We start from the raw sequence: 15,277 nt of genomic DNA, 5'->3' as shown, positions 1-15,277 counted from the left end.
AGTCTATGGAATAGTAAATTAATGACCAGCAAATACACCCAGTCAACAACGCCCCCCTCTCCGAAGGCAGTAACTACCCGTAGTCACCAACGTCCCTCATCCTTGAAGTAGAGGTCAGCTCTCCCTGCTGACCTCTACGGTATACCCATTAGCCTTAAGCAAGGCATGCCTGCGGGCAAGATCAAGATCATGCGCCACCATCTCCTCAACCATCTCGTCGAGGGTGATTTCCGGCACCCAGCCCAGATCAGCCTTCGCCTTTGCTGGATCACCAAGCAGCGTCTCCACCTCCGCTGGACGGAAGTAACGCGCATCAACCCGGACAATCACACTCCCCTCACGGAGCGAGGCATACGGAGTGGAGAGGCTCTCGATAACGCCAATCTCCTCTCTCCCCTCCCCTTCCCAGCGAATGGTGATCCCAAGCTGCGCCGCAGACTTTTCAATAAACTGGCGAACACTGTACTGCACACCCGTCGCAATCACATAATCCCTCGGCTGCTCCTGCTGCAGCATCATCCACCCGTACGACTCAAAAGAAAAACCATAAGAACTATCACGAATGCAATGATTTAAGAGCCACATCCGGTGCTGCGACTACAATCTTGAGCAGAGCCGCAGCGGAACCAGTCGGGTTACGACGATGCTTTTCCCAATTTTGCAGCGTCCTGACGCTAACCCGCATCATTGAGGCAAACTCATCTTGGGATAACCCAATTTGCTCACGTACTGACTGAACATCCGGCAGAGTAATCTCAAAACGGCGCGAAGCCTCTGACATACCTTCAGCAATATCGTTGGCTTCTTTCAAGCTCTTAAGCAACTCAGAAAATAGTATCTCTTCCATATAGCTATAACTTTTTCACAAATTCGCACAATATGGCATCCACAACAACCAACAAACCCCTTTTAAAAACGGGAAGGATAATGCATCCATCCCTCGCAACTAAAACGACTGGAGCACTGGCCAGCGCTTCTGCAACGAACACATATCACGGAATAGTCACTGTTTTTGATAGTATCCACCGATTTTTGATGAGCCAATGAACTCAATCCGGTCAGCTTCTCGTAATTGTTTGAGCCAGCGTTCTATGGTTCGCTGTGTTACCTGTGAACAGTACAGCCATTTCGCCTGCTCTCTGACCTGGATTAGCCTGAATGTATGCGAATAGAGCATTTACTCCGACATTTACTCCGACATTTACTCCGACATTTACTCCCCTACTCTGCTCTGGCAGTTTCAAAGTAAGCACTCAGTAACTACACGCCGTGAACAACGTCCATCTTCCTTTTTTATGACACTGAATGACTGTCAATAGTCCTCTACGTCCCCTATCGTTTTTTCAGTTAAAATATTTTTTATAGTTATCGTATTTGCTAACTTGGGGTATGAGTTATGAAATCGAATACTTCCATCCCAGCATTAAAGAGGATATTGAGGAATGGCCCAGCAGCATTAAGGCTGATTACAGGAGGATTTCACTTCTTTTGAAGGAATACGGGCCAAATGTGAGAATGCCCCACACCAAAGCGATGGGGGACGGCCTTTTTGAAATGAGGCCGAAAGGTCGAGATGGTATTGGCAGAGCGCTCTATTGCTATCTAACCTGAATTATTCACCATAAACAAAAAAAAGGGGGGCAAAAAATACCGCAATTACTTATATTATTGGTGCTTAAGTCAATAAATAAGACGCGATATTTATGCAACCCCTTCAGCCGAATATAGTCACATCAGAGAGTACTCAACAAACATTATTTTCATACAATTCGGCATCAGCCATTGCCCCGGTAATGGGTAAAAAGTTGCTCTGGATTTTGATGGCGGCAACATCACAAGCGACGCTGGTGTGTTGCTCTTGCATGAAACCGAATCCCAACTTGGCATCATCAGCATGCTGACCAAGTGCATCAGTGATAGCCGACGTTCTTCTTCGATTACGCATAGTGTCAATGAACTCAATACCCTGCGAGTATTTCAAATCGCCTGTGGTTACGAAGATTGCAATGACAGCAACAGTTTACGCATTGATCCGGCAATGAAAATAGCTCTTGGTCGTTTACCTGAGACCGGCCTTGATTTAGCCAGTCAACCAACGTTCAGCAGGTTGGAAAACATGATTACCCGTCGAGATCTCTATCGAATTGCAGATGGTATTGTGGATCATTTTCTCGCTTCGTATGTCGAACCTCCCGAGGTCATTGTCCTGGATTTTGACGATACGGAGGATGTTGTGCACGGCCATCAGCAATTGGCTCTGTTCAGCGGTTATTATCAGGAGACCTGTTATCAGCCTCTGCATGTGTATGAAGGTTTTTCTGGCAAACTGATCACCACGATACTGCGGCCAGGCAAGCGCCCGGGAAGCCGGGAGATCGTCTCCTACGTGAAACGGATTGTGGAACGTATTCGCCAAAAATGGCCAGACACCATACTGGTTTACCGTGGTGACAGTCATTATTCAGCACCAGAAGTCTTTGCATTCATTGACCAACAAAATGATTGCTACAGCGTGACCGGACTGACCCGTAACGCACTTTTGCTCAAGCATGTAGAAACCCTGATCAAACACGTCAAGCAGCAACCAGCAGGCTTCAAACGCTATCACTCTTTCATGTACAAGGCAGAAAGCTGGAGCAAGCCACGTAAAGTTGTTGCAAAGGTAGAGATGACCGACATTGGAAAGTTGAACGTCCGTTTTATCAGCACGGACATGCCGGAAGCAAAGGCAAAAGCACTCTACGAAGAGATCTACTGTGCTCGTGGAAATGATGAATTGTGCATAAAGGATCACAAAACCTACACCAAGAGCGATCGAACCTCTTGTCACCGTTTTTTGGCCAATCAGTTTCGGCTGTTTTTGCACTCAGCAGCTTATGTTTTGCTGCACAGTTTCCGATCCAACATGCTCAAGGGAACCAGCATGGCTACGGCTACCTTTGAGAGTATTCGCTTGAAAATCTTGAAAATAGGCGCAAGAGTCATTGAACGGAAAACAAAAATTAGTGTGCAGTTGCCTACGGCATATCCGTACCAGTCGATTTTCTCAAAATGTCTGGCAATCTTTGAACATTTGCGTCGTCAGCCTTGGCCACCACCAACGATATCGTAAAGCGACAATTGGCAAAAGAATAAACACTCATACATTTTACACCATTGCAGCAAAACTCACTTGCCATATGGGGCGGGTACGATCACTGTGGAATATCGCCTGTTTTTTCAGACCGTTCAGAGCTATTTTCGTTGGTTATGAACTCCTTCAATTGACTTCATTTGTGATAACGAAATTTTTTACCTGGCCACAACGATGAGTAGCTCCATTTTTTTACTCAAAACTTCTGTTTTGGTAGACCTCATGAATTATACAGGCTAAAAGGGAAAAAAATTATAATCCTGCATACTTTTATTAAAAAAACTCAGTCAACTCCGCATAAAGAGCTTCAAGTTGCCAGAAAAAGATTAGAGGCGGTTAACAATGGATGATCTGAAATACCAGCCAGTACCATACAATGTTGAGGAGGAGATATGCAAAAACCTTCAAGACGAGAATTTTCGCAGAGAATATGAAGCACTGGAACCAAAATACGCATTGATCAGGGAGCTGTTATCTGCACGACAGCTCTCAGGCATGACGCAAGAAGCTGTGGCTCTGAAAATCGGGACGACCAAAAGTGCCATCTCCAGACTGGAATCCGGCAGCAAGCATTCTCCCTCTCTTACCACACTGAGAAAATACGCTGAAGCAGTTAATTGCGAACTGGAAATCAAACTGAAACCAAAACAGCAACCGAAAACGATCTGAACATCAATTTTCGATGAAATAGCAAATTAACGCCCAGAAAATACACCCAGTCAACAACGTCCCCCTTCTTTGAGATCTTCATGCAGAAGGATAGCTTCGACCCATGCCTCCAGATCCATTTCAGATGCGCGGCTTATTTTCCGAAATTGGCTTATTCTTGTTTTCCGATCACATCACATCTACATTAACTACAACTCTTAACCATCTGTTTTCATTTTCAACAATTTTTTTCAGATAATGCCTTGTACCATCATCGTAACTCTCAATATAATCAGGATCGTTAAACGCTCGCAGCACCCAGCCGCGAGGCAGCGGCCCAACCCTGCACCAAAAATGGCACAACCCACCCAGCAAATACACCCAGTCAACAACGTCCCCCTTCTTCAGCCCTGATTCCGTACAAGCGGGGTCCCCCCGCCCTCTTCAAAAATCAGCTCTCCTTACTCACCTCCACCCTATACCCATTAGCTTTAAGCAGGGCGAGGGCAATAGAGCCCGGATGAGCTCAAAAGCATGTGCCAGCAAGAAAGATTTCTGTACACGGATTTCAAGGATTTTCACGGAGTGAAAACCGCTTCCAGTGTCTGTGCGGTGAGGATGGCTTCAGCCCATGCCTCCAGCTCCTGTTCACTTGCGCAGCTTAATCTCTTGGTTGCCCACTCTGGCAGCACACCAAAACGACGCTCCAGCAACTTTCTCAACAGCCGGGTTTGACCCTCTACGCGGCCCTCAACACGGCCTTCAGTAATCCCGGCTTCTCTCCCTTCCCGAAGGCCAAGACCATAGTTCGACTCCACAAGACTGGCCTGGTAACGAAGATCATCCTGATAACGGGCGTAGGCCGCCTGTTCTGCTTCAGACATACTGAGGATGGAAAACGACCGCTTTGCCTTCTGGATCCCTTTGGCCTGAAACTCATCCTTGATCTCTTCGTTCTTCAGAAAGTAGATCCACTCGTCAAGCGATGTTTTTGCTATGCTGTTAAAGTTGTTCAGCCTGATGAGGTAGTATTCAGGATAAATATGGTTTATCTGCATCTTCCCATACTGCTTCTGCTGTCGGATGTCGAGTTGCAGTTTATCGTTATCGTGTATGCCAACAAACGTCGTCGTACCATGATAGATATAGTCACTGCCATGGCCAAGATTAAAATAGAGGATGTTTACCGAGATAACCTTGACCAGCGTTGCATAGGGCTCACCCTCCTGCTGATGTTCGGTTATCACTCGCGATGTCCCATACAGCATCCGTTGCAGATAATCAAGTTCCCGCTCATACTGCACCTCAATAATGATGATTTCGTCTTTGCCGTTCTTTACCTTGAGATCAACACGATTGAATTTGTCAAGTTTGCTCTCTTTATTGCTCTCGCTTTCAAGGATTTCAAGAATCGTAATATCCTCGCCAAGCAGCTCGCTTAAAAACCCTTCAAGGATCTCAAAGTTAGCCTTGCTGCGCAACAGGCGCTTCATTGCCCAGTCGAAGGTGATCAGTTTTCGTGGCGATCGAATGTTCATTGATGCAGCTTTTAGAAACATGAAGAAGTAATGACGAAAATAATATAACATCTCTTCCCCAAAATCCGTGAACCCAGCCGCCAGGCAGCGGGCCAATCCAGCCCAACACACTGGCACAACCCGGCCAGCAAATACACCCAGTCAACAACGTCCCCCCTCCTCCGAGCCGTACGGTCAAGAGTCCCCCGCCCTCTTCCGAAATCACCACTCACAGCCCCTCCACAAGAGTAACCGGCAGGCCGGTACAACGTGCAATCGTTTCGATATCAACACCTGCATCTTTAAACCTTTTGGCATCTTCCAGTGCCTTTTGCTGAATGCCTTCGGCTATTCCCTCAGCCTTGCCCTTCACGATACCCTCGGCTATACCCTCATCAAACGCCGTATCGACAACATTCTTCAGATCACGATAGACCTTGAGGCTCTCTTCATAAGCCGCTGCTTCCACACTCGAATACTGTGCAATTTCCGCCAGTTCAAATACTTTAAGAAATACCTTTTCCTGAAGACGGGCTGGACGATCAGTGAGCTCAGGGAGGTGCCGAAGCAGAAAACACCACTTGTCGAAATCAGTAACAAGCTCATCAATCGTCTTCAGGAACTTAGGCAGTTCGAGATAAATAAAGGTGAGTTTGTCATAAAAAACTGCACCCGTTGAACGATCGATCAGTCTCACCTCGTGATGAACCACAGCATCATCGGCTTTATCCACATCAAAAACAAAATCGAGAATACCGACCATGTAGACCGCCTTCAGGCAGAAATTCCAATCTCCACTCTGCGCCTGCTGCTGAATCGGGAAAGTGGCATAAAAAACCGAACGATCTTTAAAATAGTTCTGCTTCGCCCGCTGCATCTCAACAATGAATTTTTCCCCTTTTTCGTTTTCACAGTAGAGATCAAAGATCGCCCGGCGGTCATATTCACTGCGCCCAACCTGTTCATTGGGCAAAAAGGAAAGATCTGCAACGGTTCCCGCCTCCGGAGGCAAGAGCGTGTTCAGAAACGCAATAAGCAGCTCCTTGTTTACTTCAGAGCCAAAAATCTTCTTGAAACCAAAATCAGTAAACGGATTTATATAACGATCTTTTAGAAACATAGCTCACTCTCCTTTTGGAGAAAATTATACGGCACAACCATAGTTCAGAATTTTTAAGTCGTTGTCCATGTTCGCTGTCTAAACATCGGGGGAGACGATATATCTCTTCAACATGTTAGCGCTTATTCCCGCAGCCTCTGCCGCCTCTTCAACGCTCATTCCCTTATCAAGCAACCGTTTGGCCACTTCAAGTTTCCCCCGCTCAATTCCCCGCTCAATTCCCTGCTCAATTCCCTGCTCAATTCCCTGCTCAATTCCTTTTTTTAAGCCCTGTTCAATACCTTTCTCAATTCCTTCAGTAATCCCGGCTTCTCTCCCTTCCCGAAGGCCAAGACCATAGTTCGACTCCACAAGACTGGCCTGGTAACGAAGATCATCCTGATAACGGGCGTAGGCCGCCTGTTCTGCTTCAGACATACTGAGGATGGAAAACGACCGCTTTGCCTTCTGAATCCCTTTGGCCTGAAACTCATCCTTGATCTCTTCGTTCTTCAGAAAGTAGATCCATTCGTCAAGCGATGTTTTTGCTATACTGTTAAAGTTGTTCAGCCTGATGAGATAGTATTCAGGATAAATGTGGTTTATCTGCATCTTCCCATACTGCTTCTGCTGCCGGATGTCGAGCTGCAGTTTATCGTTATCGTGTATGCCAACAAACGTCGTCGTACCATGATAGATATAGTCACTGCCATGGCCAAGATCAAAATAGAGGATGTTTACCGAGATAACCTTGACCAGCTTTGAATAGGGCTCACCCTCCTGCTGATGTTCGGTTATAACTCGCGATGTCCCATACAGCATCCGTTGCAGATAATCAAGTTCCCGCTCATACTGCACCTCAATAATGATGATTTCGTCTTTGCCGTTCTTTACCTTGAGATCAACACGATTGAATTTGTCAAGTTTGCTCTCTTTATTGCTCTCGCTTTCAAGGATGTCAAGAATCGTAATATCCTCGCCAAGCAGCTCGCTCAAAAAACCTTCAAGGATCTCAAAGTTAGCCTTGCTGCGCAACAGGCGCTTCATTGCCCAGTCGAAGGTGATCAGTTTTCGTGGCGATCGAATGTTCATTGATGCAGCTTTTAGAAACATGAAGAAGTAATGACGAAAATAATATAACATCTCTTCCCCAAAATCCGTGAACCCAGCCACCAGGCAGCAGTCCCATCCCTGCACCAAAAACAGCACAACCCGGCCAGCAAATACACCCAGTCAACAACGTCCCCCTTCTTCAGCCCTGATTCCGTACGGGCGGGGTCCCCCCGCCCTCTTCAAAAATCAGCTCTCCTTACTCACATCCACCCTATACCCATTAGCTTTAAGCAGGGCGAGGACAATAGAGCCCGGATGAGCTCCAAAGCATGTGCCAGCAAGAAAGATTTCTGTCCACGGATTTCAAGGATTTTCACGGAGTGAAAACCGCTTCCAGTGTCTGTGCGGTGAGGATGGCTTCGGCCCATGCCTCCAGCTCCTGTTCAGTTGCGCAGCTTAATCTCCCGGTTGCCCACTCTGGCAGCACACCAAAACGACGCTCCAGCAACTTTCTCAACAGCCGGGCTTGACCCTCTACGCGACCCTCAACCAAGCCTTCAACTCGACCCTCTACGCGGCCTTCAACACGGCCTTCAACGCGGCCTTCAGTAATCCCGGCTTCTCTCCCTTCCCGAAGGCCAAGACCATAGTTCGACTCTACAAGACTGGCCTGGTAACGAAGATCATCCTGATAACGGGCGTAGGCCGCCTGTTCTGCTTCAGACATACTGAGAAGAGAAAACGACCGCTTTGCCTTCTGGATCCCTTTGGCCTGAAACTCATCCTTGATCTCTTCGTTCTTCAGAAAGTAGATCCACTCGTCAAGCGATGTTTTCGCGATGCTGTTAAAGTTGTTCAGCCTGATGAGGTAGTATTCAGGATAAATGTGGTTTATCTGCATCTTCCCATACTGCTTCTGCTGTCGGATGTCGAGCTGCAGTTTGTCGTTATCGTGTATGCCAACAAACGTCGTCGTACCATGATAGATATAGTCACTGCCATGGCCAAGATTAAAATAGAGGATGTTTACCGAGATAACCTTGACCAGCGTTGCATAGGGCTCACCCTCCTGCTGATGTTCGGTTATGACTCGCGACGTCCCATACAGCATCCGTTGCAGATAATCAAGTTCCCGCTCATACTGCACCTCAATAATGATGATTTCGTCTTTGCCGTTCTTTACCTTGAGATCAACACGATTGAATTTGTCAAGTTTGCTCTCTTTATTGCTCTCGCTTTCAAGGATTTCAAGAATCGTAATATCCTCGCCAAGCAGCTCGCTTAAAAACCCTTCAAGGATCTCAAAGTTAGCCTTGCTGCGCAACAAGCGCTTCATTGCCCAGTCGAAGGTGATCAGTTTTCGTGGCGATCGAATGCTCATAGATGCGGCTTTTAGAAACATGAAGAAGTAATGACGAAAATAATATAACATCTCTTCCCCAAAATCCGTGAACCCAGCCACCAGGCAGCAGTCCCAATCCTGCACCAAAAATGGCACCCCCCCCCAGTAAATACACTCAGTCAACAACGTCCCCCCTCCTCCGAGCCGTACGGTCAAGAGCCCCCCGCCCTCTTCCAAGATCAGCTCTCCTTGCGGACTTCTTCGGTGTAGCCGTTGGCTTTTCACGGAATAGTCACTGTTTTTGATAGTATCCACCGATTTTTGATGAGCCAATGAACTCAATCCGCTCAGCTTCTCGTAATTGCTTGAGCCATCGTTCTATGGTTCGCTGTGTTACCTGTGAACAGTACAGCCATTTCGCCTGCTCTCTGGCCTGGATTATCCTGAATGAATGCGAATAGAGCATTTGCTCCGACTTTTGCTCCGACTTTTGCTCCCCTACTCTGCTCTGGCAGTTTATAAGTAAGCACTCAGTAACTACACGTAATGAACAACGTCCATCTTCCTCTTTTATGACACTGAATGACTGTCAATAGTACTCTACGTCCCCTATCGTTTTTTCAGTTAAAATATTTTTTATAGTTATAGTTATCGTATTTGCTAACTTAGGGCATGAGTTATGAAATCGAATACTTCCATCCCAGCATCAAAGAGGATATTGAGGAATGGCCCAGCAGCATTAAGGCTGATTACAGAAGAATTTCGCTTCTGTTAAAGTAATACGGGCCAACTGTGAGAATGCCCCACACCAAAGCGATGGGGGACGGCCTTTTTGAAATGAGGCCGAAAGGTCGAGATGGTATTAGCAGTTGCCAGAAAAAGATTAAAGGAGGTTAACAATGGATGATCTGCAATACCAGCCAGTACCATACAATGTTGAGGAGGAGATACGCAAAAACCTTCAAGACGAGAATTTTCGCAGAGAATATGAAGCACTGGAACCAAAATACGCATTGATCAGGGAGCTGTTATCTGCACGACAGCACTCAGGCATGACGCAAGAAGCTGTGGCTCTGAAAATCGGGACGACCAAAAGTGCCATCTCCAGACTGGAATCCGGCAGCAAGCATTCCCCCTCTCTTACCACACTGAGAAAATACGCTAAAGCAGTTAATTGCGAACTGGAAATCAAACTGAAACCAAAACAGCAACCGAAAACAATCTGAACATCAATTTTCGATGGAATAGCAAATTAAAGCCCAGTAACTACACCCAGTCAACAACGTCCCCCTTCTTTGAGATCGTCATGCAGAAGGATAGCTTCGGCCCATGCCTCCAGCTCACTTTCAGATGCGCGGCTTAATTTCCCGGATGCTCACTCTGGCAGCTCTCAAAAACGATGTTTCAGTTGCCTTTTCAGCAGCCGGGTTTGACCTTCTGCGTAAACCTGCCAATTCACTGACCCGCTGCGCAATTTCAACCTTGGACTGCCGCAATAATTTTATTTCGGATGCGGTCAACATCCGGGGTGTTAAGCAAATAACGTGCTTCAGACTCTGTAAGGCAGTCAAATCTGAAGCCGAACCTGTGATTCCACCAATTTTCAAGTCGTTGTCCATGTTTTAATCTCAATTGTTCAAGTGTCACTCCATCCAATATCAAGGAGTTATGGGAAGGTATACGCTGAGAGACAAGTAACATCCCCCTCAGCCCACAATCGTTTCTCATATAAAGCCGCTACGCCTTTTTAAAACGAACCAAAATCACCATTGCTTGAGTCTCAACTTACGCTGACTCAAATTGCATATTCGATAAATCCTCTTTTGTTGTTCTTGACGATACATTAAGAAACTCTACACCTATAACCGCATCGTTTTCATCATAATCAAAAATCACACCCGGCCTCACTTCTTCAGATTCGACTATCTTATTTTCATCAAGCCGAAAATAAAGGGTATCAGTTTCCTTATCAACTGTAATTTTCATGCTTTCCCCCTTAATCTACGATCAAAAAATGCTGTTACACCCTTGTTCGGAATCACATCTACATTAACCACAACTCTTAACCATCTGTTTTCATTTTCAACAATTTTTTTCAGATAATGCCTTGTACCATCATCGTAACTCTCAATATAATCAGGATCGTTAAACGCTCGCAGCACCCAGCCGCCAGGCAGCAGGCCCAACCCAGCACCAAAAATGGCACAACCCGCCCAGCAAATACACCCAGTCAACAACGTCCCCCTTCTTCAGCCCGGATTCCGTAAGGGCGGGGTACCCCCGCCCTCTTCTGACATCAGCGATCAGCTCTCCTTGCTGACTTCTACGATATAGCCGTTGGCTTTGAGGAGGGCATGGCGGCGGGCAAGATCAAGATCATGCGCAACCATCTCCTCAACCATCTCGTCGAGCGTGATTTCCGGCACCCAACCCAGATCAGCCTTCGCCTTTGCCGGGTCACCAAGCAGCGTCTCCACCTCCGCAGGACGGAAGTAACGCGCATCAACCCGGACAATCACACTCCCCTCACGGAGCGATGCATACGGAGTGGAAAGGTTCTCAATAACGCCAATCTCCTCTCGCCCCTCCCCTTCCCAGCGAATGGAGATCCCAAGCTGCGCCGCCGACTTTTCAATAAACTGGCGAACACTGTACTGCACACCGGTCGCAATCACATAATCCCTCGGCAACTCCTGCTGCAGCATCATCCACTGCATCCGCACATAATCCTTCGCATGGCCCCAGTCGCGCAAGGCATTCATGTTGCCGACATAGAGGCACTCCTCAAGCCCCTGGGTGATATTGGCAAGACTCCGCGTAATCTTGCGCGTCACAAAAGTCTCACCCCGCCGCGACGACTCATGGTTGAACAAGATACCGTTGCAGGCGTACATCCCGTAGGCCTCACGATAGTTCACCGTAATCCAGTAGGCATAAAGCTTCGCCACAGCATAGGGACTGCGGGGATAAAAGGGGGTACTCTCCCGCTGCGGAATCTCCTGCACCAAACCAAAGAGCTCCGACGTCGAAGCCTGGTAAAAACGGCTTTTCTTCTCAAGCCCCAGAAAGCGAATCGCCTCAAGCAGACGCAGCGTACCCATCGCATCAACATCAGCCGTATACTCCGGCGACTCAAAACTCACCGCAACATGACTCTGCGCACCAAGATTATAGACCTCATCAGGCTGCACCTCCGAAATAATGCGAGTCAGATTGCTGCTGTCGGTCAAGTCACCATAATGGAGAAAAAGCGACGAGTGATGAGAAACCGGAGAGCCCTCATTTTCAATATCATGACGATCACGATAGAGATGATCAATCCGCTGGGTATTAAACGAGCTGGCCCGCCGCTTGATACCATGCACCTCATACCCCTTCTCAAGCAGCAGTTCCGCCAAATAAGAGCCATCCTGCCCGGTTATACCGGTTATAAGAGCAACTTTCATAGAAATTTAAAAATGAGAAGAATGTTCATGAAGAAGAAAATCCTTATACGCCAGCCTCAGCCCCTCTTCAAGCCCCACTTTCGGCTGCCATCCAAGATTGTTGAGTCGGCTGCTGTCCATCAGTTTCCGGGGTGAGCCATCAGGTTTCGAGGCATCAAATGCAATACCGCCCTGAAAACCGATAACCATTGCAATAGTATCGGCAAGTTCACGAATCGTCAGCTCCTTGCCACTGCCAACATTGATATGACTCAGCATAGGCGTGGTATTGGCGTCGAAGATCGATTTATCGAGATTCATGACGTGAATGCATGCTGCAGCCATATCATCAACATACAGAAACTCCCTCAGTGGCGTACCGGTACCCCAGAGCGTCACAACAGCATCTCCGCTGACCATAGCTTCATGGAAGCGACGGATCAGCGCGGGAATAACATGGCTGTTTTCAGGGTGATAGTTGTCGCCGGGACCATACAGATTCGTCGGCATGACACTGCGAAAATCAGTGCCATCGCTCTCCCCATACTGCCGGTTATAACTTTCACAAAGCTTGATACCCGCAATTTTAGCTATAGCATAGGGTTCGTTGGTTGGCTCAAGCGGCCCGGTGAGCAATGCGCTTTCCAGCATCGGCTGGGGGGCCATCCGGGGATAAATACAACTTGACCCAAGAAACAGAAGCCTTCGAACACCCACCCGCCATGATTCATGGATAATATTGGCCTCCATCATCAGATTCTGATAGATAAACTCCGCAGGAAAACTGTTGTTGGAATAAATCCCCCCAACTTTTGCTGCAGCAAGGTAAACCTGATCAGGCCGTTCATTCTCGAAAAAGACCCTGACTGAAAGCTGGTCAGTAAGATCAAGCTCGGCATGAGTTCTGAGAACAACCTGCTGCCTGCTGAGACCACTTGCCTGTAATTGACGGAGAATGGACGAACCAACCATACCCCGATGACCGGCTATGTATATCATCCTATGCTCCCCATTAACCCATCACCATGAATAATACTTTCCCCGATTATAACAATTTATGAGTTGCATTTCAAGTCAAAGAACCAAACCCATGCTGCATCATAGCAATCATAGCTGTTTTCACTGCATCAATCAGACGCTTTGTCAATGATGGTAGAGTAGTATTGTGAATTTTATGAATTATTCCGCATTCCTTCAGAAGTGCTTCTGTGAATTTTTTCATCGATTAGGATATTTCTGATTTTTTAGATAAACTTAACGGGTTATTATAGGAAAATATATTTTCCATATTAAACGAACTGCCATGCTTATGAAACATTTCAATCTCAAAAAACTCGCAATGCTTGGGGTTTTACTCTCGTTTTGGCCTTGTTCGGCCAAAGCATTTGAGTATTCTACGCTCTCATTTCCGAATAGTCATCCGAAGTCGTTCCTCACTCCTACTGGTTGGGGAGCCTCAGACGGAACAATTTTTTTTGCTGTTGGAGGAACTTCTCCTGCGCCGTATAGCGATAAGAACGATGGCGGGGTGATGGCGGGCATCGGAATCGGCAATCCCTATGAAAATGCTGGATTTCATGTCGGGGTAGTCAATTATGATCTCAGTGACTGGAATCGTATAGGCCTTGTCATGCAGCTTCACCGCTATCTTGGGTCGGGCAGTTCAATTGCCGTAGGCGCAGAACATATCATGCTTACTGGTGATGATCTCTCTGATGCGGATGAAAGTTACTACATCGTCTTCAGTCAGGGATTACTTGACAAGGTACAGGTCAACCAGGAGACCAGTCGCACGAAACTGCACTACAGTATCGGGGTTGGTAATGGTCGGTTCAGCGAAAAGAGTCCCGCTGATGTTGCAAACGGCAAAGGAGAAGACGGAACCTGGGTTTTCGGCAACGTTGCCTATGAGCTTTTTGACAATTTCAACGTTATCTGTGAATGGAATGGCATTAACCTCAGTGCGGCTGTCGGGAAAACGTTTTTTATCAACAATTCCGTACCGGTAGCTGTTACCGTAGGCCTTGCTGATTTAACAGAAAATTCTGGTGATGGTGTCCGGCTTATTGCCGGGGTGAGTACTGCAATATGGCGTTAATTCTTAATTGTTCATACCATGAAGAAAACACTTGCATTTACCCGGATTTGCCTATTAATCGGGATGACGTCCGGCATCTTGCAGACATTTGTTTCGGGAGTACTTGTATCCGAAGCCTATGCAGCTTTTGGAAGCGGAAATGCGTCGGATACACCTCCGATACCGCCACCGCCGCCGCCACCGCCGCCGCCACCACCACCGCCACCACCGCCGCCAGCACCAGCGCCGCCGCCGCCGGCACCTGCGCCGACGCCTGTACCTCCAGTACCGGAGCTGGATCTCAGAGGTGGAGCTCGCGGTTAATTGGCACACAGAAGTATATGTTCCGGGTCTATTTTTGTACTCTGAATCTTGCCTTATGGCTTGTCACTTTTCTTAATGCTGCATTCGCATCGGAGATACCAGTCTCCGATGCGAGCTTTGTGGCTATGTGGGTCACGAAGGTAGGGGATAACAAAAAATATCCATTCATTATTCTCGACAAGAAAAACGCCCATCTTTTCGTTTATTCTCCGGAGGGTAAACTAATCGGCGATGCGCCTACTTTACTTGGTATGAGCACAGGAGATATCTTGCCTGACGGCATAGCAGGCAAGCCACTTTCAAAGATACCCGAAAAAGATCGTATTACTCAAGCGGGGCGTTTTTTTGCACGTAAAGGTTATGACAGCCACGATAAAGTGGTTCTCTGGGTTGATTTTGCAACCCAACTTGCCATCCATGAGGTGATCAATGTTCCTGGACAACATCGTCTGGAAAGACTCGATTCACCGACGGCAAAAGACAATCGTGTCTCCTGGGGGTGTATCAATGTTCCTGTCGTGTTTTTCCAATCGACACTCATGGGTACCTTCAGTTCCGGCAAGGGATACGTCTATATCCTGCCTGAAAATTTTCCTGTAGCCGAGTTCTTTGGTATTAAGGAGTAGATCGCAGGGTATAAACATCGGATCATGACTGTT

General features: G+C 47.2%; 20 protein-coding genes and 1 pseudogene. 7 read left to right on the top strand and 14 right to left on the bottom strand.

Annotated elements, in window-relative coordinates; translation table 11 throughout:
* Positions 1-114: 114 nt before the first annotated feature.
* The 3 genes from AC56AD_RS02980 to AC56AD_RS02970 form a co-directional block, all read right to left on the bottom strand.
* Positions 115-519 (bottom strand): GDP-mannose 4,6-dehydratase, encoded by a 405-nt coding sequence (locus AC56AD_RS02980; protein ID WP_263053219.1) that lies wholly within the window; start codon positions 517-519, stop codon positions 115-117.
* A gap of 37 nt (positions 520-556) precedes the next feature.
* Positions 557-847, bottom strand: coding sequence for a NadS family protein (gene nadS, locus AC56AD_RS02975; RefSeq protein ID WP_012507404.1), 291 nt, complete (start codon positions 845-847; stop codon positions 557-559).
* Positions 848-1,003: 156 nt separating this feature from the next.
* Positions 1,004-1,177: a hypothetical protein gene (locus AC56AD_RS02970; RefSeq protein WP_190274019.1), complete on the bottom strand. Its 174-nt coding sequence runs from the start codon at positions 1,175-1,177 to the stop codon at positions 1,004-1,006.
* Between the two features lie 212 nt (positions 1,178-1,389).
* Here AC56AD_RS02970 and AC56AD_RS02965 point away from each other — a divergent pair, with 212 nt between their 5' ends.
* The 4 genes and pseudogenes from AC56AD_RS02965 to AC56AD_RS02950 all read left to right on the top strand — a co-directional run bounded on the left by AC56AD_RS02965 (position 1,390) and on the right by AC56AD_RS02950 (position 3,802).
* Positions 1,390-1,611, top strand: coding sequence for a type II toxin-antitoxin system RelE/ParE family toxin (locus tag AC56AD_RS02965; RefSeq protein WP_083765345.1), 222 nt, complete (start codon positions 1,390-1,392; stop codon positions 1,609-1,611).
* Between the two features lie 92 nt (positions 1,612-1,703).
* A pseudogene (locus AC56AD_RS02960) lies at positions 1,704-3,112 on the top strand (IS1380 family transposase).
* A 272-nt stretch (positions 3,113-3,384) separates the two neighbouring features.
* Positions 3,385-3,483, top strand: a complete 99-nt coding sequence (locus AC56AD_RS02955) for a type II toxin-antitoxin system RelE/ParE family toxin (protein ID WP_083765344.1) — start codon at positions 3,385-3,387, stop codon at positions 3,481-3,483.
* A complete protein-coding gene (locus tag AC56AD_RS02950; protein ID WP_012507402.1) occupies positions 3,476-3,802 on the top strand; it encodes a helix-turn-helix transcriptional regulator in 327 nt (108 codons plus the stop codon). The genes AC56AD_RS02955 and AC56AD_RS02950 overlap by 8 nt, the downstream gene beginning before the upstream one ends.
* Before the next feature lie 557 nt (positions 3,803-4,359).
* On the opposite strand, the gene AC56AD_RS02945 is transcribed toward AC56AD_RS02950, so the two are convergent.
* From AC56AD_RS02945 to AC56AD_RS02925, 5 genes are all read right to left on the bottom strand, one after another.
* A complete protein-coding gene (locus AC56AD_RS02945) occupies positions 4,360-5,319 on the bottom strand; it encodes an Rpn family recombination-promoting nuclease/putative transposase (protein WP_012507401.1) in 960 nt (319 codons plus the stop codon).
* A gap of 208 nt (positions 5,320-5,527) precedes the next feature.
* Positions 5,528-6,418, bottom strand: a complete 891-nt coding sequence (locus AC56AD_RS02940) for an Rpn family recombination-promoting nuclease/putative transposase (RefSeq protein WP_012507400.1) — start codon at positions 6,416-6,418, stop codon at positions 5,528-5,530.
* A gap of 78 nt (positions 6,419-6,496) precedes the next feature.
* Complete coding sequence (locus tag AC56AD_RS02935) at positions 6,497-7,489, bottom strand: Rpn family recombination-promoting nuclease/putative transposase (RefSeq protein WP_012507399.1); 993 nt, start codon at positions 7,487-7,489, stop codon at positions 6,497-6,499.
* A gap of 334 nt (positions 7,490-7,823) precedes the next feature.
* Positions 7,824-8,831, bottom strand: a complete 1,008-nt coding sequence (locus AC56AD_RS02930; RefSeq protein WP_041526649.1) for an Rpn family recombination-promoting nuclease/putative transposase — start codon at positions 8,829-8,831, stop codon at positions 7,824-7,826.
* 253 nt (positions 8,832-9,084) lie between these two features.
* On the bottom strand, positions 9,085-9,258 hold the full coding sequence (locus AC56AD_RS02925) for a hypothetical protein (RefSeq protein ID WP_190274018.1): 174 nt from the start codon (positions 9,256-9,258) through the stop codon (positions 9,085-9,087).
* A gap of 433 nt (positions 9,259-9,691) precedes the next feature.
* Here AC56AD_RS02925 and AC56AD_RS02920 point away from each other — a divergent pair, with 433 nt between their 5' ends.
* The gene (locus AC56AD_RS02920) at positions 9,692-10,018 is read left to right on the top strand and encodes a helix-turn-helix domain-containing protein (RefSeq protein WP_012507397.1); all 327 of its coding nucleotides are present in this window, start codon (positions 9,692-9,694) and stop codon (positions 10,016-10,018) included.
* 120 nt (positions 10,019-10,138) lie between these two features.
* Here AC56AD_RS02920 and AC56AD_RS02915 read toward each other — a convergent pair whose 3' ends face one another.
* The 6 genes from AC56AD_RS02915 to AC56AD_RS02890 all read right to left on the bottom strand — a co-directional run bounded on the left by AC56AD_RS02915 (position 10,139) and on the right by AC56AD_RS02890 (position 13,439).
* Positions 10,139-10,411, bottom strand: coding sequence for a hypothetical protein (locus AC56AD_RS02915; RefSeq protein ID WP_190274017.1), 273 nt, complete (start codon positions 10,409-10,411; stop codon positions 10,139-10,141).
* A gap of 166 nt (positions 10,412-10,577) precedes the next feature.
* Positions 10,578-10,778: a DUF2283 domain-containing protein gene (locus AC56AD_RS02910; protein WP_012507396.1), complete on the bottom strand. Its 201-nt coding sequence runs from the start codon at positions 10,776-10,778 to the stop codon at positions 10,578-10,580.
* Positions 10,775-11,026 (bottom strand): DUF4258 domain-containing protein, encoded by a 252-nt coding sequence (locus AC56AD_RS02905; RefSeq protein WP_223293970.1) that lies wholly within the window; start codon positions 11,024-11,026, stop codon positions 10,775-10,777. The genes AC56AD_RS02910 and AC56AD_RS02905 overlap by 4 nt, the downstream gene beginning before the upstream one ends.
* Before the next feature lie 69 nt (positions 11,027-11,095).
* The gene (gene gmd, locus AC56AD_RS02900) at positions 11,096-12,238 is read right to left on the bottom strand and encodes a GDP-mannose 4,6-dehydratase (protein WP_012507394.1); all 1,143 of its coding nucleotides are present in this window, start codon (positions 12,236-12,238) and stop codon (positions 11,096-11,098) included.
* 6 nt (positions 12,239-12,244) lie between these two features.
* On the bottom strand, positions 12,245-13,216 hold the full coding sequence (locus AC56AD_RS02895; protein ID WP_498984076.1) for a GDP-L-fucose synthase family protein: 972 nt from the start codon (positions 13,214-13,216) through the stop codon (positions 12,245-12,247).
* A 70-nt stretch (positions 13,217-13,286) separates the two neighbouring features.
* Entirely contained in the window at positions 13,287-13,439 is a 153-nt protein-coding gene (locus tag AC56AD_RS02890) for a hypothetical protein (RefSeq protein WP_190274016.1), read from the bottom strand.
* Between the two features lie 87 nt (positions 13,440-13,526).
* Here AC56AD_RS02890 and AC56AD_RS02885 point away from each other — a divergent pair, with 87 nt between their 5' ends.
* Together AC56AD_RS02885 and AC56AD_RS02880 are read left to right on the top strand one after the other, a co-directional pair.
* Positions 13,527-14,315: a hypothetical protein gene (locus AC56AD_RS02885; RefSeq protein ID WP_223293969.1), complete on the top strand. Its 789-nt coding sequence runs from the start codon at positions 13,527-13,529 to the stop codon at positions 14,313-14,315.
* Positions 14,306-15,244: a hypothetical protein gene (locus AC56AD_RS02880; RefSeq protein WP_012507392.1), complete on the top strand. Its 939-nt coding sequence runs from the start codon at positions 14,306-14,308 to the stop codon at positions 15,242-15,244. The genes AC56AD_RS02885 and AC56AD_RS02880 overlap by 10 nt, the downstream gene beginning before the upstream one ends.
* The last annotated feature ends 33 nt before the right edge of the window (positions 15,245-15,277 follow it).

This window comes from Pelodictyon clathratiforme, from assembly GCF_982375515.1.
This window is presented reverse-complemented; position numbering and strand designations above follow the sequence as displayed.

Excerpts from the sequence above, each read along its gene's own strand:
- AC56AD_RS02980 (WP_263053219.1), bottom strand. The coding sequence starts at position 519 with ATGATGCTGCAGCAGGAGCAGCCGAGGGATTATGTGATTGCGACGGGT.
- nadS (WP_012507404.1), bottom strand. The coding sequence starts at position 847 with ATGGAAGAGATACTATTTTCTGAGTTGCTTAAGAGCTTGAAAGAAGCC.
- AC56AD_RS02970 (WP_190274019.1), bottom strand. The coding sequence starts at position 1,177 with ATGCTCTATTCGCATACATTCAGGCTAATCCAGGTCAGAGAGCAGGCG.
- AC56AD_RS02965 (WP_083765345.1), top strand. The coding sequence starts at position 1,390 with ATGAGTTATGAAATCGAATACTTCCATCCCAGCATTAAAGAGGATATT.
- AC56AD_RS02950 (WP_012507402.1), top strand. The coding sequence starts at position 3,476 with ATGGATGATCTGAAATACCAGCCAGTACCATACAATGTTGAGGAGGAG.
- AC56AD_RS02945 (WP_012507401.1), bottom strand. The coding sequence starts at position 5,319 with ATGAACATTCGATCGCCACGAAAACTGATCACCTTCGACTGGGCAATG.
- AC56AD_RS02940 (WP_012507400.1), bottom strand. The coding sequence starts at position 6,418 with ATGTTTCTAAAAGATCGTTATATAAATCCGTTTACTGATTTTGGTTTC.
- AC56AD_RS02935 (WP_012507399.1), bottom strand. The coding sequence starts at position 7,489 with ATGAACATTCGATCGCCACGAAAACTGATCACCTTCGACTGGGCAATG.
- AC56AD_RS02930 (WP_041526649.1), bottom strand. The coding sequence starts at position 8,831 with ATGAGCATTCGATCGCCACGAAAACTGATCACCTTCGACTGGGCAATG.
- AC56AD_RS02925 (WP_190274018.1), bottom strand. The coding sequence starts at position 9,258 with ATGCTCTATTCGCATTCATTCAGGATAATCCAGGCCAGAGAGCAGGCG.
- AC56AD_RS02920 (WP_012507397.1), top strand. The coding sequence starts at position 9,692 with ATGGATGATCTGCAATACCAGCCAGTACCATACAATGTTGAGGAGGAG.
- AC56AD_RS02915 (WP_190274017.1), bottom strand. The coding sequence starts at position 10,411 with ATGGACAACGACTTGAAAATTGGTGGAATCACAGGTTCGGCTTCAGAT.
- AC56AD_RS02910 (WP_012507396.1), bottom strand. The coding sequence starts at position 10,778 with ATGAAAATTACAGTTGATAAGGAAACTGATACCCTTTATTTTCGGCTT.
- gmd (WP_012507394.1), bottom strand. The coding sequence starts at position 12,238 with ATGAAAGTTGCTCTTATAACCGGTATAACCGGGCAGGATGGCTCTTAT.
- AC56AD_RS02895 (WP_498984076.1), bottom strand. The coding sequence starts at position 13,216 with ATGATATACATAGCCGGTCATCGGGGTATGGTTGGTTCGTCCATTCTC.
- AC56AD_RS02890 (WP_190274016.1), bottom strand. The coding sequence starts at position 13,439 with ATGAAAAAATTCACAGAAGCACTTCTGAAGGAATGCGGAATAATTCAT.
- AC56AD_RS02885 (WP_223293969.1), top strand. The coding sequence starts at position 13,527 with ATGAAACATTTCAATCTCAAAAAACTCGCAATGCTTGGGGTTTTACTC.
- AC56AD_RS02880 (WP_012507392.1), top strand. The coding sequence starts at position 14,306 with ATGGCGTTAATTCTTAATTGTTCATACCATGAAGAAAACACTTGCATT.